The following is a 16,580-nucleotide window of genomic DNA, read 5'->3' as shown; positions in this document are numbered from 1 at the left end:
GTTCGACACAAGACTGATATCTCCGCACCTCCTATTAGTTGCTCGGCTAAAGCCGGATCCGTCGTCCGGTCATCCGATCCGCCGCACCGCACGCTCCCCGGAGACCGGCGCCGCGGCGGCAGCCATCCCGGCGGAGACCGCGTCGGCTCCCGGAGCAGGCGGCGTGTTTCCAGTGGGCATGATGGTCGGGAGGGGGGCGAGCGGTTTCGGACCGGCCGGGACCAGAACGTGCTGCGGTGCCTCGGGTTCCTCCGGCTCCACCGCGGGCACGGACGGCGCCAGCGTGTTCGGCGGCTCGCGCCACGCGAAGGCGTCGAGACGTCCCGTGATCGGCGAGACCGGCGCCCAGGTATCGGAGGCGATGCCGTCGGCGATCCAGACCGGATCGCGCGGCGCCCGGGCCGCCCGGGACAGCCACTCTCGGGCCTGGCCCGACGCCGCGCCGTGCTCGGCCTCCTCGATCGCCGCCATCATCAGGCTGGAGCGGACAGTCGGGCGGTCGGCGAGCAGCGGCTTCAGGGCCTCACGGGCTCGGCCGTAATCGCGCGCATCGAGGGCCGCCTGCGCCACGGCGAGACGGGATTCCGGATCCCAGGAGGACAGCTTGGCCAGGGTCTCGGCCCGGGCCAGGCGGTCGCGGACCGAATCGCCGGTCCGCAGGCCGAGATAGACCGTGGCCAAGTCGGGATGGGGATTGGCCTTCCACGCCGCCTCGACGACCTTGGCGGCCTTGCGCAGATCACCCCGGCGGCCGAGCAGCCGCCCCGCGATGCAGGCCGCCGGAACGAGGTCGGGGGCGAGTTTCACCGCCTGCAGCACCCGCTCCGCGGCGAGTTCGGGCTCGCCGGCCTCGCGCTCGCCGGCGATCGCGGTCAGCAGCACGGCCCGCTGGCGCCGGGCGGTGGCCTTGTCGATGAGCCCGAGCGAGGAGCGCCGCTCGACGGCCTCCAGGGCCGAGGCCCAGTCGCCATCGGCCGAGTGTGCCTCGAGCACCGCCTCGTTGGCCCAGGTGACGCTCGGGGCGAGGCGGGCCGCCTCGACCGCGTAGGCGCGGGCGGCGGTCTCGTCCTCGCGGCGGCGCGCCTCCACGAACAGGCCGCGCAGGCCGAGCACCCGGGTCTCGGGGTCGTCGACCATGCGCTGGAAGGCGCTCTCGGCGGCGTCGCGGTCGCCGGAGATCTGGGCCGCCTGGGCCTTCAGCAGCAGGGTCAAGGGCTCGGGCCCGAGCAGACGCTCGGCATCCCCGGCGTAGCGCCGGGCCGCGAGGGGATCGCCGGAGCCGACCGCCACCATCCCGCGCGACAGGGCCGAGAAGCCCTTCGCCCGGCGACGCTCGGCCGAGCCGCGCACCAGCGCGTCCGGCAGGCCGATCACGCCGCGCACGATCGCCCAGAGCAGGCCGAGGACGATCGCGGCTGCGATCACGCCGACCAGGGCGACGGCGAGGCTGGTGCCGATCTGGTAGCCGTTCCAGACGACGGTGACGGTGCCGGGCCGGTCGGCGATCCAGACCGCCCCGAAGGCGGCGAGTGCGAGCAGGGCCAGGAAGGCGAGGGCGCGCCACATGGGGTCAGTGTCTCCTGTCGACGGCCGCCGGGCGGCCGCCGCTGGGTGCGGGAGAGGCGGGGCGCCCAGGCGCCCGGCCGGAGGGGATGCAGCCGCGCGATGCGCGGATTGGCGCCGTCACTATCGGGCGGCCGGAGCCGCCGGCGCGGCACCGGGGGCCGCATCCGTCGGCAAGGCCTTGAAGGCGCCGGCGAGCAGCGTCCGCACGGCCTCCTCGGCGGCGGCCCGGGCCTTGAGCTTGGCGGCGAAATCGCCCGCCTGGTCCCGCGCCTCGGCCGGCAGGGCCGCGAAGGCCGCAGACGCCGCCGGCAGGTCGCCGCGGTCGAGCGCCGCCTGGACCTTGGCCTCCGGTTCGTCGGATTCCTCCGGGGCCGGGGCGGCAGCGTCGACCTTGCGCACCTGCACCAGTCCGTCGGCCATGCTCAGGAGCTTGGTGCGGAAATCGCCGGTCTCGGCCGCGCTCTTGGCCCGCTGCGACCGGCGCTTGGCGGCGATCTGCTCGGCGACCGGCCGGAACGCGTTGGCGAGTTGGGCCGTGGTCGGCGCGCCCTTTTCGGCGAAGGGCGCGAGCGCCGCGGCCTGGGACTCCGCGCCCGGGTCGAGCTTGCGCAGGGTCGCCAGCGGCTCAGCGTAGGGCATGCCGGCCGCCAGCGCCGAGGCGACGCGATCGGCCACCACGACCCGCAGGGCCGCCTGGACGGTCGAGACCTCGGCCCGCTGGGCCAGGCCTTTGTCCAGGGCGGCGATCTTGTCGGCCTGCTCCTGCAGGCGGCGATCGACCGCCTTCGTGGCTTCGGCCGCCTGGGCCTGCCCGGCCTCGGCGGCGGTGCGGCTCGCCTGCGTGGCCGCCTGGACCGCCTCGGTGGCAGCCTTCACCCGGGCGTCGAGGGCCTGCTGCAGGGTGTCGAGGCGCTGGCCCAGGGCGGCGTCGGCCTCGGCATTGGCCTTTGTCCGCTGCTCGACCTCGCCCTGTAGGGCGGCGACTTTTTTCGACGCCTCGGCGACCTCGCCCTTGTTGGGCTGATCGGCCTCAAGCGCCTTCACCCGCGCGTCGAGATCGGCGATCGGCTTGGGATCGCCGGCCTGGGCCACGCCGAGCTTCGAATCGCTCCCCTGATCCCGCCCGGGCTCCTCTTGCAGCGCGGCCACCCGCTGATCGAGGCTGTCGAGGCGCGCCGCGAGATCGGCCGGCACGGCCGAGGCCGCCGCGGGGGCCTGCCCGTCTGGCGCAGCGGCGCCGGGCGCCGGAGCCTTCTCCAACGCCTGACGCGCCGCGGCCTCGGCGGCGGCGACCCGCTTGTCGAGATCGGTGACGGCGTCGCGCGGGGCGAGCCCATCCACGCGCTTGTCGAGGGACGCGACTTGGCCGGACAGGGTCGAGTCGGGTGCGTTCGGTCGCAGACCGCCGCCGAGGCCGGCGCGCTCGGCACCGAACAGCGCGCCCGCGCCGATCAGGCCGCCGAGCAGTCCGGCCGCCGCCAGGGATCCGAAGCCGGCCCGGGCACGGCCGCCTGGCGGGGTCGCGCCCGTCAAGGCCGTCGAGGTCGGGACCGGTCCCTTCGCGGGTCCCTTCGACGCTTCCTTGGCGGCGTCCTTCGCGCCATCCTTGGATGCGTCCTTCGCGGCGTCCTGGCCGGACGCCGGCGGATCGGGAATGCGCTTGGCCTTTAGGTCGAGGATCGGTCCGGCCGTCATCGCGGCGGCCGCGGCGCCCGAGGCCGCAGCGCCGGGACGGGGACCGCCGCCCGCCTGCGCCCCCGCGCCCGGCTGGCCGGGCTTGGCGGGATCCGGCTTCATGGAATCTGGCTTCGTGGGATCCGGCTTGGCCGACTCGGTCTTGCCGGCTTCGGTCTTGCCGGCGTCAGGCTTGCCGAAGTCAGGCTTGCCCGGCTCGGGCTTCCCGGGCTCGGGCTTCGTCCCAGCAACACCCGAAGCCAGCTTGGCGGCCTCGGGACCGGACGACGCCGTCGCGCCGGGCTGCGACGCCGCAGGCTGTCCGTCACCAGGGCGGCCCGGCGCAGCGGCGGAAGGCTTGGACTGATCCGTGGGACCGACTGGTTTGCCGGCTTCGGGCTTACCGTCGGCCGGACCGGGCGTGCCCGGCTTGGCGGCCGAGACCGGATCGGTCGCCGGATTAGGCGGGTTGGCCGACGGGGATCCCGTGCCGGGCGTCGCCGGCTGATTCGCAGGGGCCTGCGCAGGCCTGGCGCCGCCCACCGTGGGAGCGGGCGACTTGGCGCCGGGCCGGGACTCGGTCCGGCCGGGATCGGGCTGCACGGGCGTGGACGGGGCGCCGCCCGGCTTCGGACCGCCGGTTCCGGGCTTGTCGGCGTCGCTGGGTGGTGGCGTCACGGGCAAGTCCTCCAACTCTTCGGCGGTCGCCGCGCCCCCGTAGCACCGCGGCGGCACCGGGCGCGAGGGCGAGATACGGCGGCTCTGTCCCGCTGTCACCGCGCGCCGTCACCGAGGCGCGGCGCGAGGGCATCGAGCAGGTCCGTTTCTCGCGGTCGTGCCGCCACGACATGGACCGGGATCCCGGCGGCTTCCAGGGGGAACGCGACATCAGCCGACAGGCAGTAATGCCTCAGGCGGCGGAAAGCTCCGCCGTGTCCCGATCCGTCCGCGAGCGCGAGCGCGACAGCCGCACTGCGGCGGGAATAGTGCAGCACGGCATCGAGGCCCCCGCCCGCGAGCGCGTCGCCCACGGAAGCGGGCAGGGTGAGAACGGGCGCCGCCGCGTAGATCTCGACGATCACGACCGCGAATCCGGCGGCCGTCAGGCTCGCTGCAGGCTCGGGTTTGCGCGCGGTCCCGGTGGCGTGGAGCAGGCGGCCACCGGCGGGCAGCGCCGCCGCGACCAGGGCGGCGAGCCCGGCCGCGTCGCCCGGCCCCTCCCGGACCGGCCCGAGGCCGGCCGCGCGAGCGAGCGCGGCGGTTCGGGCCCCGACCGCGAAGACCGGCAGGCCGCGCAGCAAGACGGCCGCGTCCCGCAGCGCCGGCACCGCGTTGGTGCTGGTGAGCAGCAGCCCGTCGAAGGGTCCCTCGGGCACCGCCGCACCGGTCGGCCGCACCGCCAGCACGGGGGCGACGAGGGCCGTATGCCCGCGCGCCGCAAGGGCCGCACCGGTCCGGGCGGCCCCCGGCTCGGGCCGGGCGACCCAGACGCGCAAGCGCTAGGCTTCCAGGGTCAGGCGGACGCCGTGACGTGCCTGCGCCCCCGGCGGCAGCAGGCGCTGCGAATCGCGCGCCACGAGGGGCCCGGAAAAATCCGCCCAGTCGGCGTAGCCGGTCCAGCATTCCAGCGACAGGAACGGCGCGGTCGGCTTCGTCCAGACGGCGAGATGGGGGAAATCGGCCATCTCCATGCGGATCGCCTTGTCGGGTCCGGTGAAGCGCATCCGGCGGCTCTTCGCGTTCCGGAACACGAACGCTTCGGTGAAGATGCTTGGGTCGAGGGGCAGCGTATGGCCCGTGATCGGGATCGGCTGCTCCTCGCGCAGCAGCAGGCCGCCGGGGCCGACCTGGGGCGCGAACGGACGCTCTGCCTGCTCGAATTCGACTGCGTAGCCACCATCCTTGGCCCGCGTGCCGCCCGCGAAGGGCCATGGGAAGGCCGGGTGGAACCCGAGCGCGTAGGGCAGGGGCGCGTCGCCGGTGTTGGCCACGGTGACGTCGAGGTCGAGGCCCGCTAAGCGAACCCTGGCGGCGATGTCGAGCCGGAAGGCGAAGGGGTAATGCACCCGGGTCTCCGGCCCGTCGGTCAGCCGCAGAATCACCGCGTCGGCGCTGCGCTCCACCACCGCGAAGGGCAGGTCCCGCGCGAAGCCGTGCTGGGCCATCGGGTAGCTCTCGGACCCGACCTTCACCTTTCCGCCGGCCGAGGCGCCGACCACCGGGAAGAGCCAGGGGGCGTGCCGGTTCCAATGCGCCGGGTCGCCGCTCCACAGATACTCGGTCCCGCCGACCCGCCAGGAGACCGGCTCGGCCCCGTGGGTGGACAGCGTGGCCGTGGTGCCGTCCGGCGCGGTCAGGTCGATGCGCGTGCTCAAGCGGGCCTCCCGGGCGATCCTCGGACAGCCGAGGTAACGAACGCGGGCCGGGACGCAAGGGGCGCGTGTATCGGATAGGCGGCGCGTTGCCTCAGGTTGCCAACTCACAGGTCCGGGATAAACTCGGCGCTTCCGGACGCCGGATCGAACGAGTCGACGAATTCCGGAAGGAGTTCACGTCCCCACGATGATCCAGGAGCACACGCGGCGACGGGTCATCTGGAACAGGGGTGGAAGCCCAGTTTCCTATGTCAGTGAGAAGCTGAATCTGGATGAGGAGACGGTCGGCGGCGCCATCCACGCCATAAAGGCGGCGGCCGGGCTACGCGGAGCGGACAGCATCATCATCTATGACAACGGGGACGTAACCGACGCACGTGGCGAGGAGATCGGCAACATCTATGATGAGGACTGAAGCATCCCCGCTCCGAGCCTTCGCAACGCTCCGCTTCGAGGGCGACGCGCTCGACCCATCCGCTGTCACGGACATCCTGCAGGTTCCCCCCACCCTCGCCTACAGGAAGGGCGAGTTGTTCAAGCTGGGCAAGAGGGGATTGGAGAAGGTTGGCCAGACCGGCTACTGGTTCCTGAACACCAAGGGCCTGGTCGGGACGCACGATCTGAACGACCACGCCAATTTTCTCATCGAGAGGCTGGCCGGGGAGGCGTCCCGGTTCGATCGCCTGAAGGCGGTCGTCGAGATGGAAGCCTTGTGCACACTGCTCACGCTGTTCTGGTTCGGGCAGGCCGGTGCGACGCCTCCGCCGTTGAATTCGCGTCTCGAAAATCTGATCGGCAGCCTGCGGGGGGGCATCGAGACCGACTTCTCGACTAAAGGCCGTGACCCCGGAGCGGTCGAAGGTCGGGCCGCCTGATACGATCCAGTCGCGCACTCCTCACGCCACCGTTCCCAGCTCCGGCAGGATGGTCTCCGGCGGCCCGGAGGCGACGAGCCGGCCCGCCTCCAGCACATGGACCGCGTCGGCGCTCTCCAGGGTAGACAGGCGGTGGGCGATCAGGATCAGGGTGCGCCGGCCCGAGAGCGCCCGCAGGGCGCGCATCACCGCTCCTTGCGTCTCATCGTCGAGCGCCGAGGTCGCCTCGTCGAACACGATCACGTCCGGGTCGTGATAGAGCGCCCGGGCGATGCCGACGCGCTGGCGCTGGCCGCCGGAGAGCCGCGCCCCGCGCTCGCCGACCCGTTCGCCGTAGCCCCGGGGCAGGGCGGCCACGAAATCGTGGGCGCCGGCGAGCCGGGCCGCGCGCTCGACGGCCGCGAGGTCCGGCGCGTCGAGGCCGAGCGCGATGTTCTCGGCCACCGTGCCGTCCACGAGAAAGACATCCTGCGGGACGTAGCCGATGCGGTTCTGCCAGGCGGGGAGGGTGCTTGCGTCGAGCACCCGCCCGTCCACGGTGATCCGGCCCGTGCCCGGGGTGAGCACCCCCAGCAGCAGGCCCGCCAGGGTCGACTTGCCCGAGCCGGTGCGGCCGGCGAGCCCCACCGTGGTGTTGACCGGGATGGTCAGGTCGATGCCGGCCAGCGCCGGCCGGCCGGTGCCGTAATCGAAGCCGATCCCCTCCAGCCGGATTTTGTGCGCGAAGGGGAGACGCTCGGACGTGCGGGCCACGGGGCTGCGCTCGTCGGCGAGCTCGTCGACGATCACCTGCACCACCGGCCGGTAGAAGCGCATCAGCGAGAGCGAGGTGAAAATGTTCTGGAAGGCCGGCAGCATCCGGTAGCCCGCGAAGGCGAACAGGCCGAGCAGCGGCAGGATCCCGGCGACGTCGAGCCCCTGGGCCAGGGCGAACAGCACCACCACGATCACCCCGCCGAAGGCCAGGGCCTCAATGACGAAGCGGGGCATCTGGCCGGTGAGCAGGCTCGCCGCGGTCGCGACCGCGTAGGCCCTGGCCGGGGCGTCGAACCGGCCGGCAAAAGCCTCGGCCCGACCGTAGAGCTTCAGTTCGGTGAGTGCGCCGAAGGTCTCCTGCACGATCCGGAACCGGGCCTCGTTGTCGGCCACCGAGCGGCCGCCCAGCCGGGCGAGCCGGGCCCGCATGATCAGGTAGATCCCGACATAGAGGCCGCCGAACCCACCCCCGAGGATCAGGGCGAGTTGCGGCGCGTAGGCCAGCAGGAAGACGATCACCGCGAGCGCGGAGGTCGCCCGGGAGGCCAGGACGGTGGCCGGGGTCAGCACGCCGACCACCAGCCGGTCGGTCTCGGACAGGACGTTCTTGGCGAGTTCCGCGCTATTGGCCTGGGCGAAGAACAGCCGCTCGCGGTCGAGATAGCGGAACAGCAGCCGCCGGCTGAAGCCGTAGCCGGCCAGATGCGTGAACAGCAGTTGCGCGTAGGTCAGCCCGGCATTGACAACCGCAGTGGTCAGGATCGCGAGCAGCGCCGCCCCACCGGTGACCAGCAAGAAACTGCGCTCGTCGGCGAGGCCGAGGGCTTCGCGAGCCTGGGCCAGATACGGCACCCGGGTCGCCGCCGACGGATCGCCGACCAAGGTCAGGAACGGGATCACCGAGGCGACGCCGACCACCTCCAGCAGGGCCGCGACCGCCAGCCCCAGCGCGATCAAGGCGAGCCGCCGCCGGTCGCGCGCGCGCATGATGCGCACGAGCTCGATCAGCGCGCGCATGGTTCGGGACGGATCGGCGGGAGGGCTCGCATGGCAGGGCCGGGCTTAGAGGGCTCGGCGCCGGAGGGGAAGGTGGTTGGGGGTAGGAGGGGGCGGTGCGGATCCGCTCCGGTGCTTCGGGAACACCGGCCTCCCACCCACTCCCTCATCCTAAGGCGACGGAGCGAAGCGGAGGGCTCGAAGGAGCCCTCCAGCCGGCCGCGCGATCCCTGGAGCCCTCCTTCAAGGCCCAGCGATCTTCGATCGCCGGTCACCTCAGGATGAGGGGGGTGGGTGGGAGAGCGGGCGCCCAGCCCGATCGTCAGTCGAGCTTCTTCAGCGAGCCCAGATCCACGTGGCCGTTCTGGCTGGAGAAGGTCAGCGACTTCGTGCTGCCGTCCGACTGCGAGACGCCGCCGATCCGGTGGTCGCCGCTGTCGTAGGTCGAGACCTGGCCGTCGCGCTCGATCAGGAGCCGGTGCTTGTCCGGGAAGAACGCGTATTTCATCCCGTTCTGGGAGCCGCTGGTCGAGGGGTCGCCCAGGTCCTTGGGCCAGAAGGGCTCCATACCCTTCATCGGCTTCATCGGTTCCATGGGCTTCATGGGTTCCATCGGCTTCATCGGTTCCAAGGCGCGCCTCCTGTCCGGGTGAGTGACAAGGAGGACGCGGCAGGGCCGAAACGGTTGCATCACGCCGTCAGAGCCGGGCGCCCGGGACCGGCCGCTCGCGGACTTGGCCGTCGAAGCCGACATGGAGCTGATGCTCGCGCCCGTCGCGGTCCTTGGCTGCCACCTCGAGGTGGCGCGGGCCGCGGCCGGTCACCCGCACGTCGCCGTAGCCGGCGGCCTGGACGGCGGCGGTCAGCGCCGGCACGTCCGGGGTGGGCCCGAGGCCGAGCTTGTCCTTGGCCCAGTCGAGGCTGCCGGTCGGCGGCCCGCCGGCCGGGCCGATCACCACCTTGCGGCCGTCGCCATGGGTCAGGACGCTGGCATGCAGGAACCCGGTCTCGAAGCGGCCCTGCACGGTCACGGCCTCGCCCTTGGCGACGAGGTTGCCGCCCTCGCCGGCGGGACCGGTCTCGACCAGCGCCCGGCCGGTGGGGTCCTGGACCACGAACTTGTTGCCAAAAATCTCGGCGACCTCGCCCTTGATGGCGGTGGCGCTCGACGGGGCGAGCGCCTGGATCGCCACCGGATCCACCGGCGTCGGCTGGAACGCATTGCCCTGCGCCAGGGACAGGCCGGCGGCGCCGAGCGCCAGGGGCGCGGCGATCGCGGCCACCACCCAGCTCCGCGCCGGGATCTTTTTGGCTGTCTTGGCGGGGGCCGGCTCGCGGATCTCGCGGGCGGTGCCGTCGATGGTGTTGTCGTCGCTCATCGGTGTCGTCCTTTGAAGGTTCGGGACCCGATCGGTCCGTGGCCCCTTCCTAAGGCGCGCCCTCAAATCCGGTCTGAACCGCCCGGTTCAGACCCGGTTAAACCCGCCCGCCTATGGCCGAGACGCGCGGGCGATCAAGGACTTGGCGGCGCCAGCCGATCCGGGAGGCCGGATTGATGGGCAGCGTCAGAAGACGGCCCTAACTTCCCGCAGCGTTGTGATGTCCGGCGGCCGAGGCACGGGGAGGGCGAACTCTTGAAAATCCTGCTGGTGGAGGACGACGCGGCGCTCGCCGACGCCCTAGCCAAGGTCCTGCGGGCGGAGAACTTCGTCCTCGACCGGGCCGCCACCGGCGAGGACGCCCAGCATCTCGGCGAGACCGAGGGCTACGACGCGGTGGTGCTCGATCTCGGCCTGCCCAAGGGCGACGGCGTCTCGGTGCTGCTGGCCTGGCGGGCGGCGGGGCGGACCCTGCCGGTGCTGGTGCTCACCGCCCGGGACGGCTGGAGCGACAAGGTCGCGGCCTTCAAGGCGGGGGCGGACGATTACCTGGTCAAGCCGGTCCGGGTGGAGGAACTGGTGATCCGCCTGCGCGCCCTGGTGCGCCGGTCGCAGGGCGGCGGAGCGAGCCGGATCGCCTGCGGCCCCCTGAGCTTCGACACGGGGCTCGGCGCCTTCGAGCACGAGGGCCTGCCGCTCAAGCTCACGGGCCTCGAATGGCGGGTCCTGTCCTGCCTGATGCTCAACCGCGACGCGGTGGTGCCGCGCCCGCACCTGATCGAGCGGGTCTACGAGGGCGACGCGGATGTCGATTCGAACTCCGTGGAGGTGATCATCACCCGCCTGCGCCGGAAGATTGCCCCGGCCCGGATCGAGAGCGTGCGCGGCCACGGCTACCGCCTGCACGCGGATCCGGCCTGATGCCGCCGCCGAAGAAAAGACCACCGCTCCGCCGCTCCCTGCGGACCCGCCTGCTGGCCGCCGCCGTGGTACTGGTGCTTGCCGCCCTGGTGGTGGCCGGCCTCGCCATCGGGGTGATCCTGCACCGCTTCGTCCGCGGGCAGATCGAGGGGCATCTCGACGCCCAGATCGTCGCCCTCCGGGCCGGTCTGGAGGCGGGGCTGCTGTCCCAGAACCGCGACGCGCCGCCCTTCGACCGGGACGGCCCCGGCTGGGCCTGGGAGGTGCGCCGGGGGTCCGAGACCTTCGGCTCGGGCTCCCTGCGGGGCGGCCACATCACCGTCACCGAGCCGGGCCCCGACGACGATCCCGACCACCCGCACCCCGCGGACGGCACCGGGCCGCGGGGGGAGCGGCTGATCCTGCGCATCCTCGACGTGCCGGGGACGCCCCCTGCCACGATCGTCGCGGCGGCGCCCCGGGCGGCCCTGTACGGCCCCCTGCGCGAAGCCCTGACCAGCCTAGCCCTGGCGCTCGGCGTGCTCGGCCTCTGCCTGATCGCCGGTCTGGCGCTGCAGGTCCGCCTCGGCCTGGCGCCTTTGCGACGCCTGCGGGCCGACCTCGCGGCCGTGCGCGCCGGGCGCCGAGAGCGGGTGCCGGAGGAGCAGCCCGCCGAGATCAAGCCGTTGGTCACGGAGCTCAACGCGCTGCTCGACCAGAACGCCCAGAACCTGGAGCGCGCCCGCGGCCACGTCGCCAACCTGGCCCACGCCCTCAAGACGCCGCTCGCGACCCTGTCGATGGCCCTGGCCGACCCGGCCCGCGACCCCGGCGGGGCGCTGCGCCTCCAGGTCGACGACATGGACCGGCGGGTCCGCCACCACCTGCGCCGGGCCCGGGCGGCGGCGCTCGCCGGTTCGGCCCGGACGCGCACGCCCCTGGCCCCCCGGGTCTCGGACCTGCGCGACGCGCTGGTGCGCCTTTATGCCGAGAAGGGTGTGGCGATCGAGCTCGCCGTGCCGGACGACCTGTCGGTGCCCTGCGAGGGGCAGGATCTGGACGAGATGCTCGGCAATCTGGTCGACAATGCCTGCCGCTGGTGCCGCACCCGGGTCCGGGTCGCGGCCTCCGGCCAGGCGGGTGGAATCGGGGTGCGGGTCGAGGATGACGGGCCGGGCCTGGACGGCGCGGCCGCCGAAGCGGTCATGGCCCGCGGGCGCCGCCTCGACGAGGGCGTGCCGGGCCACGGCTTCGGGCTGCCGATCACCCTCGAACTCGCCGAGCTCTACGGCGGCGGCCTCACCCTCGGGCGCTCGGATCTCGGAGGCCTGAAGGCGGAGCTGACCTTGCCGGCGTGAGAGTCACGCAAGCGCCGCCCTCAAGATCGGCCGGATGCGCGGGTCGATGCAGTGGGCGACGTTGAAGCGCATGTAGCCGTTCCAGTCGTCGGACAGGCTGAACGCCGTGCCCGGGGCCAGGACCATGCCCTGCGCCAGCGCCCGGCGCGCCACCTCGGCGCCGTCGCGCCCGTCCGGCAGCCGCATCCACAGGAAGAAGCCGCCCCGGGGCTGGGCCCACGGCTCCAGGCCGCAGGCGCCGAGCTCGGCCGAGGCCTGGACCATGGCGCCGGCGAGCCGCCGCTTGGTCTCGGCGAGGTGCCGGCGATAGCAGCCCTCGGTGATCAGGCTGTGCACCAGTGCCGCTGTGACGTGGCCGTTGCCGAGGCTGAGCGCGAGCTTCAGGTCGACCAGGGGCTCGACCCAGTCGGCCCGGAGCGCGATCCAGCCGCAGCGCGCCGCCGCCGACAGGGTCTTCGAAAAGCTGCCGATCTGGATCACCCGCTCCAGCCCGTCGAACCCGGCGAGGCGCGGGGCGGGCTCCGGTTCGAGATCGCCAAAGATCTCGTCCTCGACGATCAGGGTGTCGTGCGCCTCGCACAGCTTCAGCAGCCGGTGGGCGATGGCCGGGGCGAGGCTCGCGCCGGTGGGGTTCTGGAGCGCCGCGTTGGTCAGGTAGAAGCGCGGTCGGTGCCGTTCGAGCAGGCTCCCGAGGGCCCGCAGGTCCGGCCCCTCCGGGGTCAGCGGCACGCCGACCACCGAGACCCGGTGCGCCCGCAGCAGCGCCAGGAAGTTGAAGTAGCAGGGATCGTCCACCAGCACGGTGTCGCCCGGCTGGAGCAGGAACCGGCAGACCAGGTCGAGAGCCTGGGTGGCCGATTCGACCAGCACGATCTGGCCCGGCTCGGCGCCGACGCCCTTCTCGGCGATCTTGCGGGCGATCTGGATCCGCAGGGGCTCGTAGCCGAGCGGCCGGTCGTAATTGGTCATCTCGGCGAGGTCCGCCCGCGCCACCCGGCGCAGGCCCCGCCGGAGCGCCTCGTGCGGCATCCAGGAATCCGGCAGCCAGCCGGCCCCGGGCTTGAGCTGGTCCGCACCGGCCTGCTGGGCCTGGCGGGTGATCCACAGGGGATCGACGATCCGGTCGAGCCGGGGGCCCATCGCCTGGAGTGAGAGCGGCCGGGTCTTGCCGGCGACGTAGAAGCCCGAGCCCGGCCGCGCCACCAGGGTGCCCTCGGCGGCCAGCCGGTCATAGGCCTCCACCACGGTCGATTTCGACACGCCCATGGATTCCGCGAACGCCCGCACCGACGGGATCCGGACCCCAGGCACGAGATGGCGCGCCGCGATCCGCTCGCGGATCTCGCCGGCCACGGTCTCGACGCGCGTCCCGGCGGCCTTAATGGCGACCTGCATCCGTACTGCCTTTCCGACCGGACAATTCTTCCAAATCGTACCGAACTGTTCCTGTCGCCGCCAGTCCCGTGTGGTCAAGATCGCCGGGTTCCGGACAGACGGAGGATCGAATCATGGACCAGTGCCTCACTGAGACCGCCCATGCCGCAGGCCGGCCGTCCTGGCTCGCCCGGTCCATCCAGGCGATCGCCGAGGCCGCCGTGGAGGTGCGGACGGGACTGTCGCGCGCGGCGATGAACCGGCGCGTCCTGCACCGGCTCTCGACCCTGTCGGCGCGGGAGCTGAAGGATATCGGGCTGACTCCGCAGGACGTCGCCGACGCGGGCGTACCGGGACGGCACGATGCCATCGCGTTGCTGGTGGGGCGGCGGGACGCGCGCCGCCGGGGGCGGTGCGTGGGCGGCTGGCCCTCGGCCTGAGGCTTCGGTCCGCTGTGCGGGGGTCATCGACTTGCGCACGCTCATCGCAGGCGCCAATCTCAAGACATGTCGGTCGACTTCTCATACCTGCTGCGGAAGGAGGATCCCGGGGCCACGCTTCGGGATCTCGATGACGTGGTCGCGCTGGCACCAGTCGTGACCGATGACGGCGATACGATCCCGGCCGGCACCGAAGGGACCATCGTCGGCGTCTGGAAGGGCGGCGAAGCCTTTTTCGTCGAATTTCCGGAGCCGGCGGGTGCCCTCGCGACAGTGCTACCAGTCAATCTGAGACGCACTGGTCGCCACACGCCGTGAGTCGCGCGGGCCTGCCGGCACTCCTGGGGTTGCGCATCCAGGGCGAGAAGATCGTCGGTTACTTGCTGAATCCTACGCACCCGAAGGGGGGCTCGAAGGCAAAGTTTTTGCTTCGCTTCGGATTTTCAGCGGATCAGCCGAACATTCTGGCAGATGCCTTGGTGAGCCATTACGTGTCCGCGCCGGACGCGCAAATGATTTTCGACGCGGTTGGGTCCAGGCGCATCGTCTGCGAAGGCCCAATTAAGGGTGTCGATGGCCGGGAACTATGGATTCGCTCCGTCTGGCTCATCGAAGAGGACCTTTACGGTCGCCTCCTTACCGTCATCCCGCTGCCCGCACGGCGCAACGCATCATCGAAGTTCTCCGTGTCAGGCCCCAAAACGCCCTAACAACGCGAACTCGATAGGACGCCTCCGACGCGAGCGAAGGGCAAACCGAAATTCTGATTTTAAGAGACTTATGGAAGTGGCGCGGGCGACGGGACTCGAACCCGCGACCTCCGGCGTGACAGGCCGGCACTCTAACCAACTGAGCTACGCCCGCACGGCGTGGTCGCCTCGAAGGGGCGTTTCGCCCGGCGACGGGGCGGGGTGTATGGGCCAGGCCCGGAGCTGTCAAGCGTGTCCGTGACGGTTTTGCGCCAAGGCCCGCTGGAGGGGCTGCGCGCTTGCGTCGTGTTGCAGGGCTGCCGCGTGCTCCCACATCCCTACACAAGACAGGGCGTGCACGTTGTGCGACGCGGCAAGCCATTGTCACGGATCGGCGGCTCGACTAAGCCTCCGGCCGCGCGCATCCTGGCATAAGAACAATTCCACGGGCGAATCCGGTTCGGCGGCGCACCGCGGTTTCCCACGTCGATACGAGACGCTCTCGCGAGGCCCTGGCATGACCGGATTGTTGGCGGACTATCTTCCGCTCATCGTGTTCATCGGCGTTGCTCTGTTCATCGCCACCGCGCTGCTGGTCGTGCCCTTCCTGGTCGCCTTCAAGAGCCCGGATCCGGAGAAGCTCTCGGCCTACGAGTGCGGCTTCAATGCTTTCGACGATGCCCGCATGAAGTTCGACGTGCGGTTCTACCTCGTGGCGATCCTGTTCATCATCTTCGATCTCGAGGTCGCGTTCCTGTTCCCGTGGGCGATCACCTTCGGAGACCTTGGCTGGTTCGGCTTCTGGTCGATGATCGTCTTCCTGGGCGTGCTGACGGTCGGTTTCGTCTACGAGTGGCGCAAGGGCGCCCTCGAGTGGGATTGATTCGCAACAGCAGCCTGCCCGCACCGCATTCCGAGTCGCCGATGGCCCTGATCACCGACACGACCCACAGCCTGTCCCGCGCCCCCGCGGTCGCGCCCCAGCCCAAGGGGATCATCGATCCCAACACCGGCCGGCCGATCGGCGCCGACGATCCGACCTTCCTGTCGATCAGCGACGAGCTGGCCGACCGTGGCTTCCTGCTCACCACCACGGACGAGCTGATCAACTGGGCCCGCACCGGCTCGCTGATGTGGATGACCTTCGGGCTCGCCTGCTGCGCCGTCGAGATGATGCAGATGTCGATGCCGCGCTACGATTGCGAGCGCTTCGGCTTCGCGCCCCGCGGCTCGCCGCGCCAGTCCGACGTGATGATCGTCGCCGGCACCCTGACCAACAAGATGGCTCCGGCCCTGCGCAAGGTCTACGACCAGATGCCGGAGCCGCGCTACGTGATCTCGATGGGCTCCTGCGCCAACGGCGGCGGCTACTATCACTATTCCTACTCGGTGGTGCGCGGCTGCGACCGGGTGGTACCGGTGGACATCTATGTGCCCGGCTGCCCGCCCACCGCCGAGGCGCTGCTCTACGGCGTGCTGCTTCTCCAGAAGAAGATCCGCCGCACCGGCACGATCGAGCGCTGAGGAGCGGCCATGACCAACGGCATCTCGATCCTGTCGCATACGCAGCCGGAGAGCGGCGCGGCTGCCCTGACGGCGCTGGCCGAGCGGGTTACCGGCGCGCTCGGCCCGGCGGTGGTGTCGCACGCTATCGCATTCGGCGAGCTGACCCTGGTGGTCCAGGCCTCCGACATCGTCTACGCGCTGACCTACCTGCGCGACGACCCGGCCTGCGCGTTCCGCAGCTTCATCGACATCTGCGGCGCGGATTATCCGCAGCGCGAGAAGCGCTTCGACGTGGTCTACCACCTGCTCTCGCTGCGCCACAACGCGCGCATCCGGGTGAAGGTGCAGACCGACGAGGTGACCCCGGTCCCCTCGGCGATCGAGGTTTTTCCGGCCGCCAACTGGTACGAGCGCGAGACCTACGACCTCTACGGCATCCTGTTCTCGGGGCATCCGGACCTGCGCCGCCTGCTCACCGATTACGGGTTCGAGGGGCACCCCCTGCGCAAGGATTTTCCGCTGACCGGCTTCGTTGAGGTCCGGTACGACCAGGACGAGGCGCGGGTCGTCTACGAGCCCGTCCAGCTCACCCAAGAGTTCCGCAACTTCGACTTCCTGTCTCCGTGGGAAGGCACCGACTACGTGCTGCCCGGAGACGAGAAGAAGACGTCGGCCTGAACCGCGGAGACTGT

At 71.6% G+C, this 16,580-nt stretch carries 18 protein-coding genes and 1 tRNA gene; 10 read left to right on the top strand and 9 right to left on the bottom strand.

What is annotated here, in order from left to right:
• Nucleotides 1-69: 69 nt before the first annotated feature.
• The 4 genes from MKL20_RS12585 to MKL20_RS12570 form a co-directional block, all read right to left on the bottom strand.
• Nucleotides 70-1,566, bottom strand: coding sequence for a heme biosynthesis protein HemY (locus MKL20_RS12585; RefSeq protein ID WP_244036933.1), 1,497 nt, complete (start codon nt 1,564-1,566; stop codon nt 70-72).
• Nucleotides 1,567-1,686: 120 nt separating this feature from the next.
• On the bottom strand, nt 1,687-3,918 hold the full coding sequence (locus tag MKL20_RS12580) for a translation initiation factor 2 (RefSeq protein WP_244036932.1): 2,232 nt from the start codon (nt 3,916-3,918) through the stop codon (nt 1,687-1,689).
• A 95-nt stretch (nt 3,919-4,013) separates the two neighbouring features.
• Nucleotides 4,014-4,736 (bottom strand): uroporphyrinogen-III synthase, encoded by a 723-nt coding sequence (locus MKL20_RS12575; RefSeq protein ID WP_244036931.1) that lies wholly within the window; start codon nt 4,734-4,736, stop codon nt 4,014-4,016.
• A 3-nt stretch (nt 4,737-4,739) separates the two neighbouring features.
• On the bottom strand, nt 4,740-5,615 hold the full coding sequence (locus MKL20_RS12570; RefSeq protein ID WP_244036930.1) for an aldose 1-epimerase family protein: 876 nt from the start codon (nt 5,613-5,615) through the stop codon (nt 4,740-4,742).
• A 187-nt stretch (nt 5,616-5,802) separates the two neighbouring features.
• Between MKL20_RS12570 and MKL20_RS12565 the strand changes: the two genes are divergently transcribed.
• Nucleotides 5,803-6,030, top strand: a complete 228-nt coding sequence (locus tag MKL20_RS12565) for a hypothetical protein (protein WP_244036929.1) — start codon at nt 5,803-5,805, stop codon at nt 6,028-6,030.
• Nucleotides 6,017-6,490 (top strand): DUF4279 domain-containing protein, encoded by a 474-nt coding sequence (locus MKL20_RS12560; protein ID WP_313902720.1) that lies wholly within the window; start codon nt 6,017-6,019, stop codon nt 6,488-6,490. Before MKL20_RS12565 ends, MKL20_RS12560 begins: the two co-directional genes overlap by 14 nt.
• A gap of 21 nt (nt 6,491-6,511) precedes the next feature.
• Here the strand turns inward: MKL20_RS12560 and MKL20_RS12555 are convergent, their stop codons facing one another.
• The 3 genes from MKL20_RS12555 to MKL20_RS12545 form a co-directional block, all read right to left on the bottom strand.
• Nucleotides 6,512-8,263 (bottom strand): ABC transporter ATP-binding protein, encoded by a 1,752-nt coding sequence (locus MKL20_RS12555; RefSeq protein ID WP_244036928.1) that lies wholly within the window; start codon nt 8,261-8,263, stop codon nt 6,512-6,514.
• Nucleotides 8,264-8,564: 301 nt separating this feature from the next.
• Nucleotides 8,565-8,846, bottom strand: coding sequence for a hypothetical protein (locus tag MKL20_RS12550; protein WP_313902719.1), 282 nt, complete (start codon nt 8,844-8,846; stop codon nt 8,565-8,567).
• A gap of 94 nt (nt 8,847-8,940) precedes the next feature.
• A complete protein-coding gene (locus tag MKL20_RS12545; RefSeq protein WP_244036927.1) occupies nt 8,941-9,621 on the bottom strand; it encodes a DNA-binding protein in 681 nt (226 codons plus the stop codon).
• Between the two features lie 255 nt (nt 9,622-9,876).
• Here MKL20_RS12545 and MKL20_RS12540 point away from each other — a divergent pair, with 255 nt between their 5' ends.
• On the top strand, nt 9,877-10,542 hold the full coding sequence (locus tag MKL20_RS12540; protein WP_244036926.1) for a response regulator transcription factor: 666 nt from the start codon (nt 9,877-9,879) through the stop codon (nt 10,540-10,542).
• Nucleotides 10,542-11,879, top strand: coding sequence for a sensor histidine kinase (locus tag MKL20_RS12535; protein WP_244036925.1), 1,338 nt, complete (start codon nt 10,542-10,544; stop codon nt 11,877-11,879). Before MKL20_RS12540 ends, MKL20_RS12535 begins: the two co-directional genes overlap by 1 nt.
• A 3-nt stretch (nt 11,880-11,882) precedes the next feature.
• Here the strand turns inward: MKL20_RS12535 and MKL20_RS12530 are convergent, their stop codons facing one another.
• Nucleotides 11,883-13,274 carry a PLP-dependent aminotransferase family protein gene (locus MKL20_RS12530; protein WP_244036924.1) on the bottom strand — a complete coding sequence of 464 codons (1,392 nt, stop codon included), beginning with the start codon at nt 13,272-13,274 and terminating at the stop codon, nt 11,883-11,885.
• A 113-nt stretch (nt 13,275-13,387) separates the two neighbouring features.
• Here MKL20_RS12530 and MKL20_RS12525 point away from each other — a divergent pair, with 113 nt between their 5' ends.
• The 3 genes from MKL20_RS12525 to MKL20_RS12515 all read left to right on the top strand — a co-directional run bounded on the left by MKL20_RS12525 (nt 13,388) and on the right by MKL20_RS12515 (nt 14,403).
• Nucleotides 13,388-13,693: a DUF1127 domain-containing protein gene (locus tag MKL20_RS12525; RefSeq protein ID WP_244036923.1), complete on the top strand. Its 306-nt coding sequence runs from the start codon at nt 13,388-13,390 to the stop codon at nt 13,691-13,693.
• A gap of 66 nt (nt 13,694-13,759) precedes the next feature.
• Nucleotides 13,760-14,011, top strand: a complete 252-nt coding sequence (locus tag MKL20_RS12520; RefSeq protein ID WP_243963084.1) for a DUF4926 domain-containing protein — start codon at nt 13,760-13,762, stop codon at nt 14,009-14,011.
• Nucleotides 14,008-14,403 (top strand): DUF6883 domain-containing protein, encoded by a 396-nt coding sequence (locus tag MKL20_RS12515; protein WP_244036922.1) that lies wholly within the window; start codon nt 14,008-14,010, stop codon nt 14,401-14,403. The genes MKL20_RS12520 and MKL20_RS12515 overlap by 4 nt, the downstream gene beginning before the upstream one ends.
• Nucleotides 14,404-14,480: 77 nt before the next feature.
• Here the strand turns inward: MKL20_RS12515 and MKL20_RS12510 are convergent.
• A tRNA-Asp gene (locus MKL20_RS12510) sits at nt 14,481-14,557 on the bottom strand.
• Nucleotides 14,558-14,899: 342 nt separating this feature from the next.
• Here MKL20_RS12510 and MKL20_RS12505 point away from each other — a divergent pair.
• The 3 genes from MKL20_RS12505 to MKL20_RS12495 are packed head-to-tail and all read left to right on the top strand — an operon-like array spanning nt 14,900 to nt 16,566.
• Nucleotides 14,900-15,265, top strand: coding sequence for an NADH-quinone oxidoreductase subunit A (locus tag MKL20_RS12505; RefSeq protein ID WP_007560754.1), 366 nt, complete (start codon nt 14,900-14,902; stop codon nt 15,263-15,265).
• A 41-nt stretch (nt 15,266-15,306) separates the two neighbouring features.
• Nucleotides 15,307-15,906, top strand: a complete 600-nt coding sequence (locus MKL20_RS12500; RefSeq protein ID WP_007560753.1) for a NuoB/complex I 20 kDa subunit family protein — start codon at nt 15,307-15,309, stop codon at nt 15,904-15,906.
• 9 nt (nt 15,907-15,915) lie between these two features.
• Nucleotides 15,916-16,566, top strand: a complete 651-nt coding sequence (locus MKL20_RS12495; protein ID WP_238261884.1) for an NADH-quinone oxidoreductase subunit C — start codon at nt 15,916-15,918, stop codon at nt 16,564-16,566.
• Nucleotides 16,567-16,580 lie beyond the last annotated feature (14 nt).

This window comes from Methylobacterium sp. E-066, from assembly GCF_022829635.1.
Lineage (GTDB): Bacteria > Pseudomonadota > Alphaproteobacteria > Rhizobiales > Beijerinckiaceae > Methylobacterium.
The sequence above is the reverse complement of the archived record's forward strand: the minus strand, read 5'-3'. Positions and strand labels throughout refer to the sequence as shown.

Coding starts and splice junctions, on each gene's coding strand:
- MKL20_RS12505 (WP_007560754.1), top strand. CDS start 14,900: ATGACCGGATTGTTGGCGGACTATCTTCCGCTCATCGTGTTCATCGGC.
- MKL20_RS12500 (WP_007560753.1), top strand. CDS start 15,307: ATGGCCCTGATCACCGACACGACCCACAGCCTGTCCCGCGCCCCCGCG.
- MKL20_RS12560 (WP_313902720.1), top strand. CDS start 6,017: ATGATGAGGACTGAAGCATCCCCGCTCCGAGCCTTCGCAACGCTCCGC.
- MKL20_RS12495 (WP_238261884.1), top strand. CDS start 15,916: ATGACCAACGGCATCTCGATCCTGTCGCATACGCAGCCGGAGAGCGGC.
- MKL20_RS12545 (WP_244036927.1), bottom strand. CDS start 9,621: ATGAGCGACGACAACACCATCGACGGCACCGCCCGCGAGATCCGCGAG.
- MKL20_RS12520 (WP_243963084.1), top strand. CDS start 13,760: ATGTCGGTCGACTTCTCATACCTGCTGCGGAAGGAGGATCCCGGGGCC.
- MKL20_RS12555 (WP_244036928.1), bottom strand. CDS start 8,263: ATGCGCGCGCTGATCGAGCTCGTGCGCATCATGCGCGCGCGCGACCGG.
- MKL20_RS12565 (WP_244036929.1), top strand. CDS start 5,803: ATGATCCAGGAGCACACGCGGCGACGGGTCATCTGGAACAGGGGTGGA.
- MKL20_RS12550 (WP_313902719.1), bottom strand. CDS start 8,846: ATGAAGCCCATGGAACCGATGAAGCCGATGAAGGGTATGGAGCCCTTC.
- MKL20_RS12535 (WP_244036925.1), top strand. CDS start 10,542: ATGCCGCCGCCGAAGAAAAGACCACCGCTCCGCCGCTCCCTGCGGACC.
- MKL20_RS12525 (WP_244036923.1), top strand. CDS start 13,388: ATGGACCAGTGCCTCACTGAGACCGCCCATGCCGCAGGCCGGCCGTCC.
- MKL20_RS12585 (WP_244036933.1), bottom strand. CDS start 1,566: ATGTGGCGCGCCCTCGCCTTCCTGGCCCTGCTCGCACTCGCCGCCTTC.
- MKL20_RS12530 (WP_244036924.1), bottom strand. CDS start 13,274: ATGCAGGTCGCCATTAAGGCCGCCGGGACGCGCGTCGAGACCGTGGCC.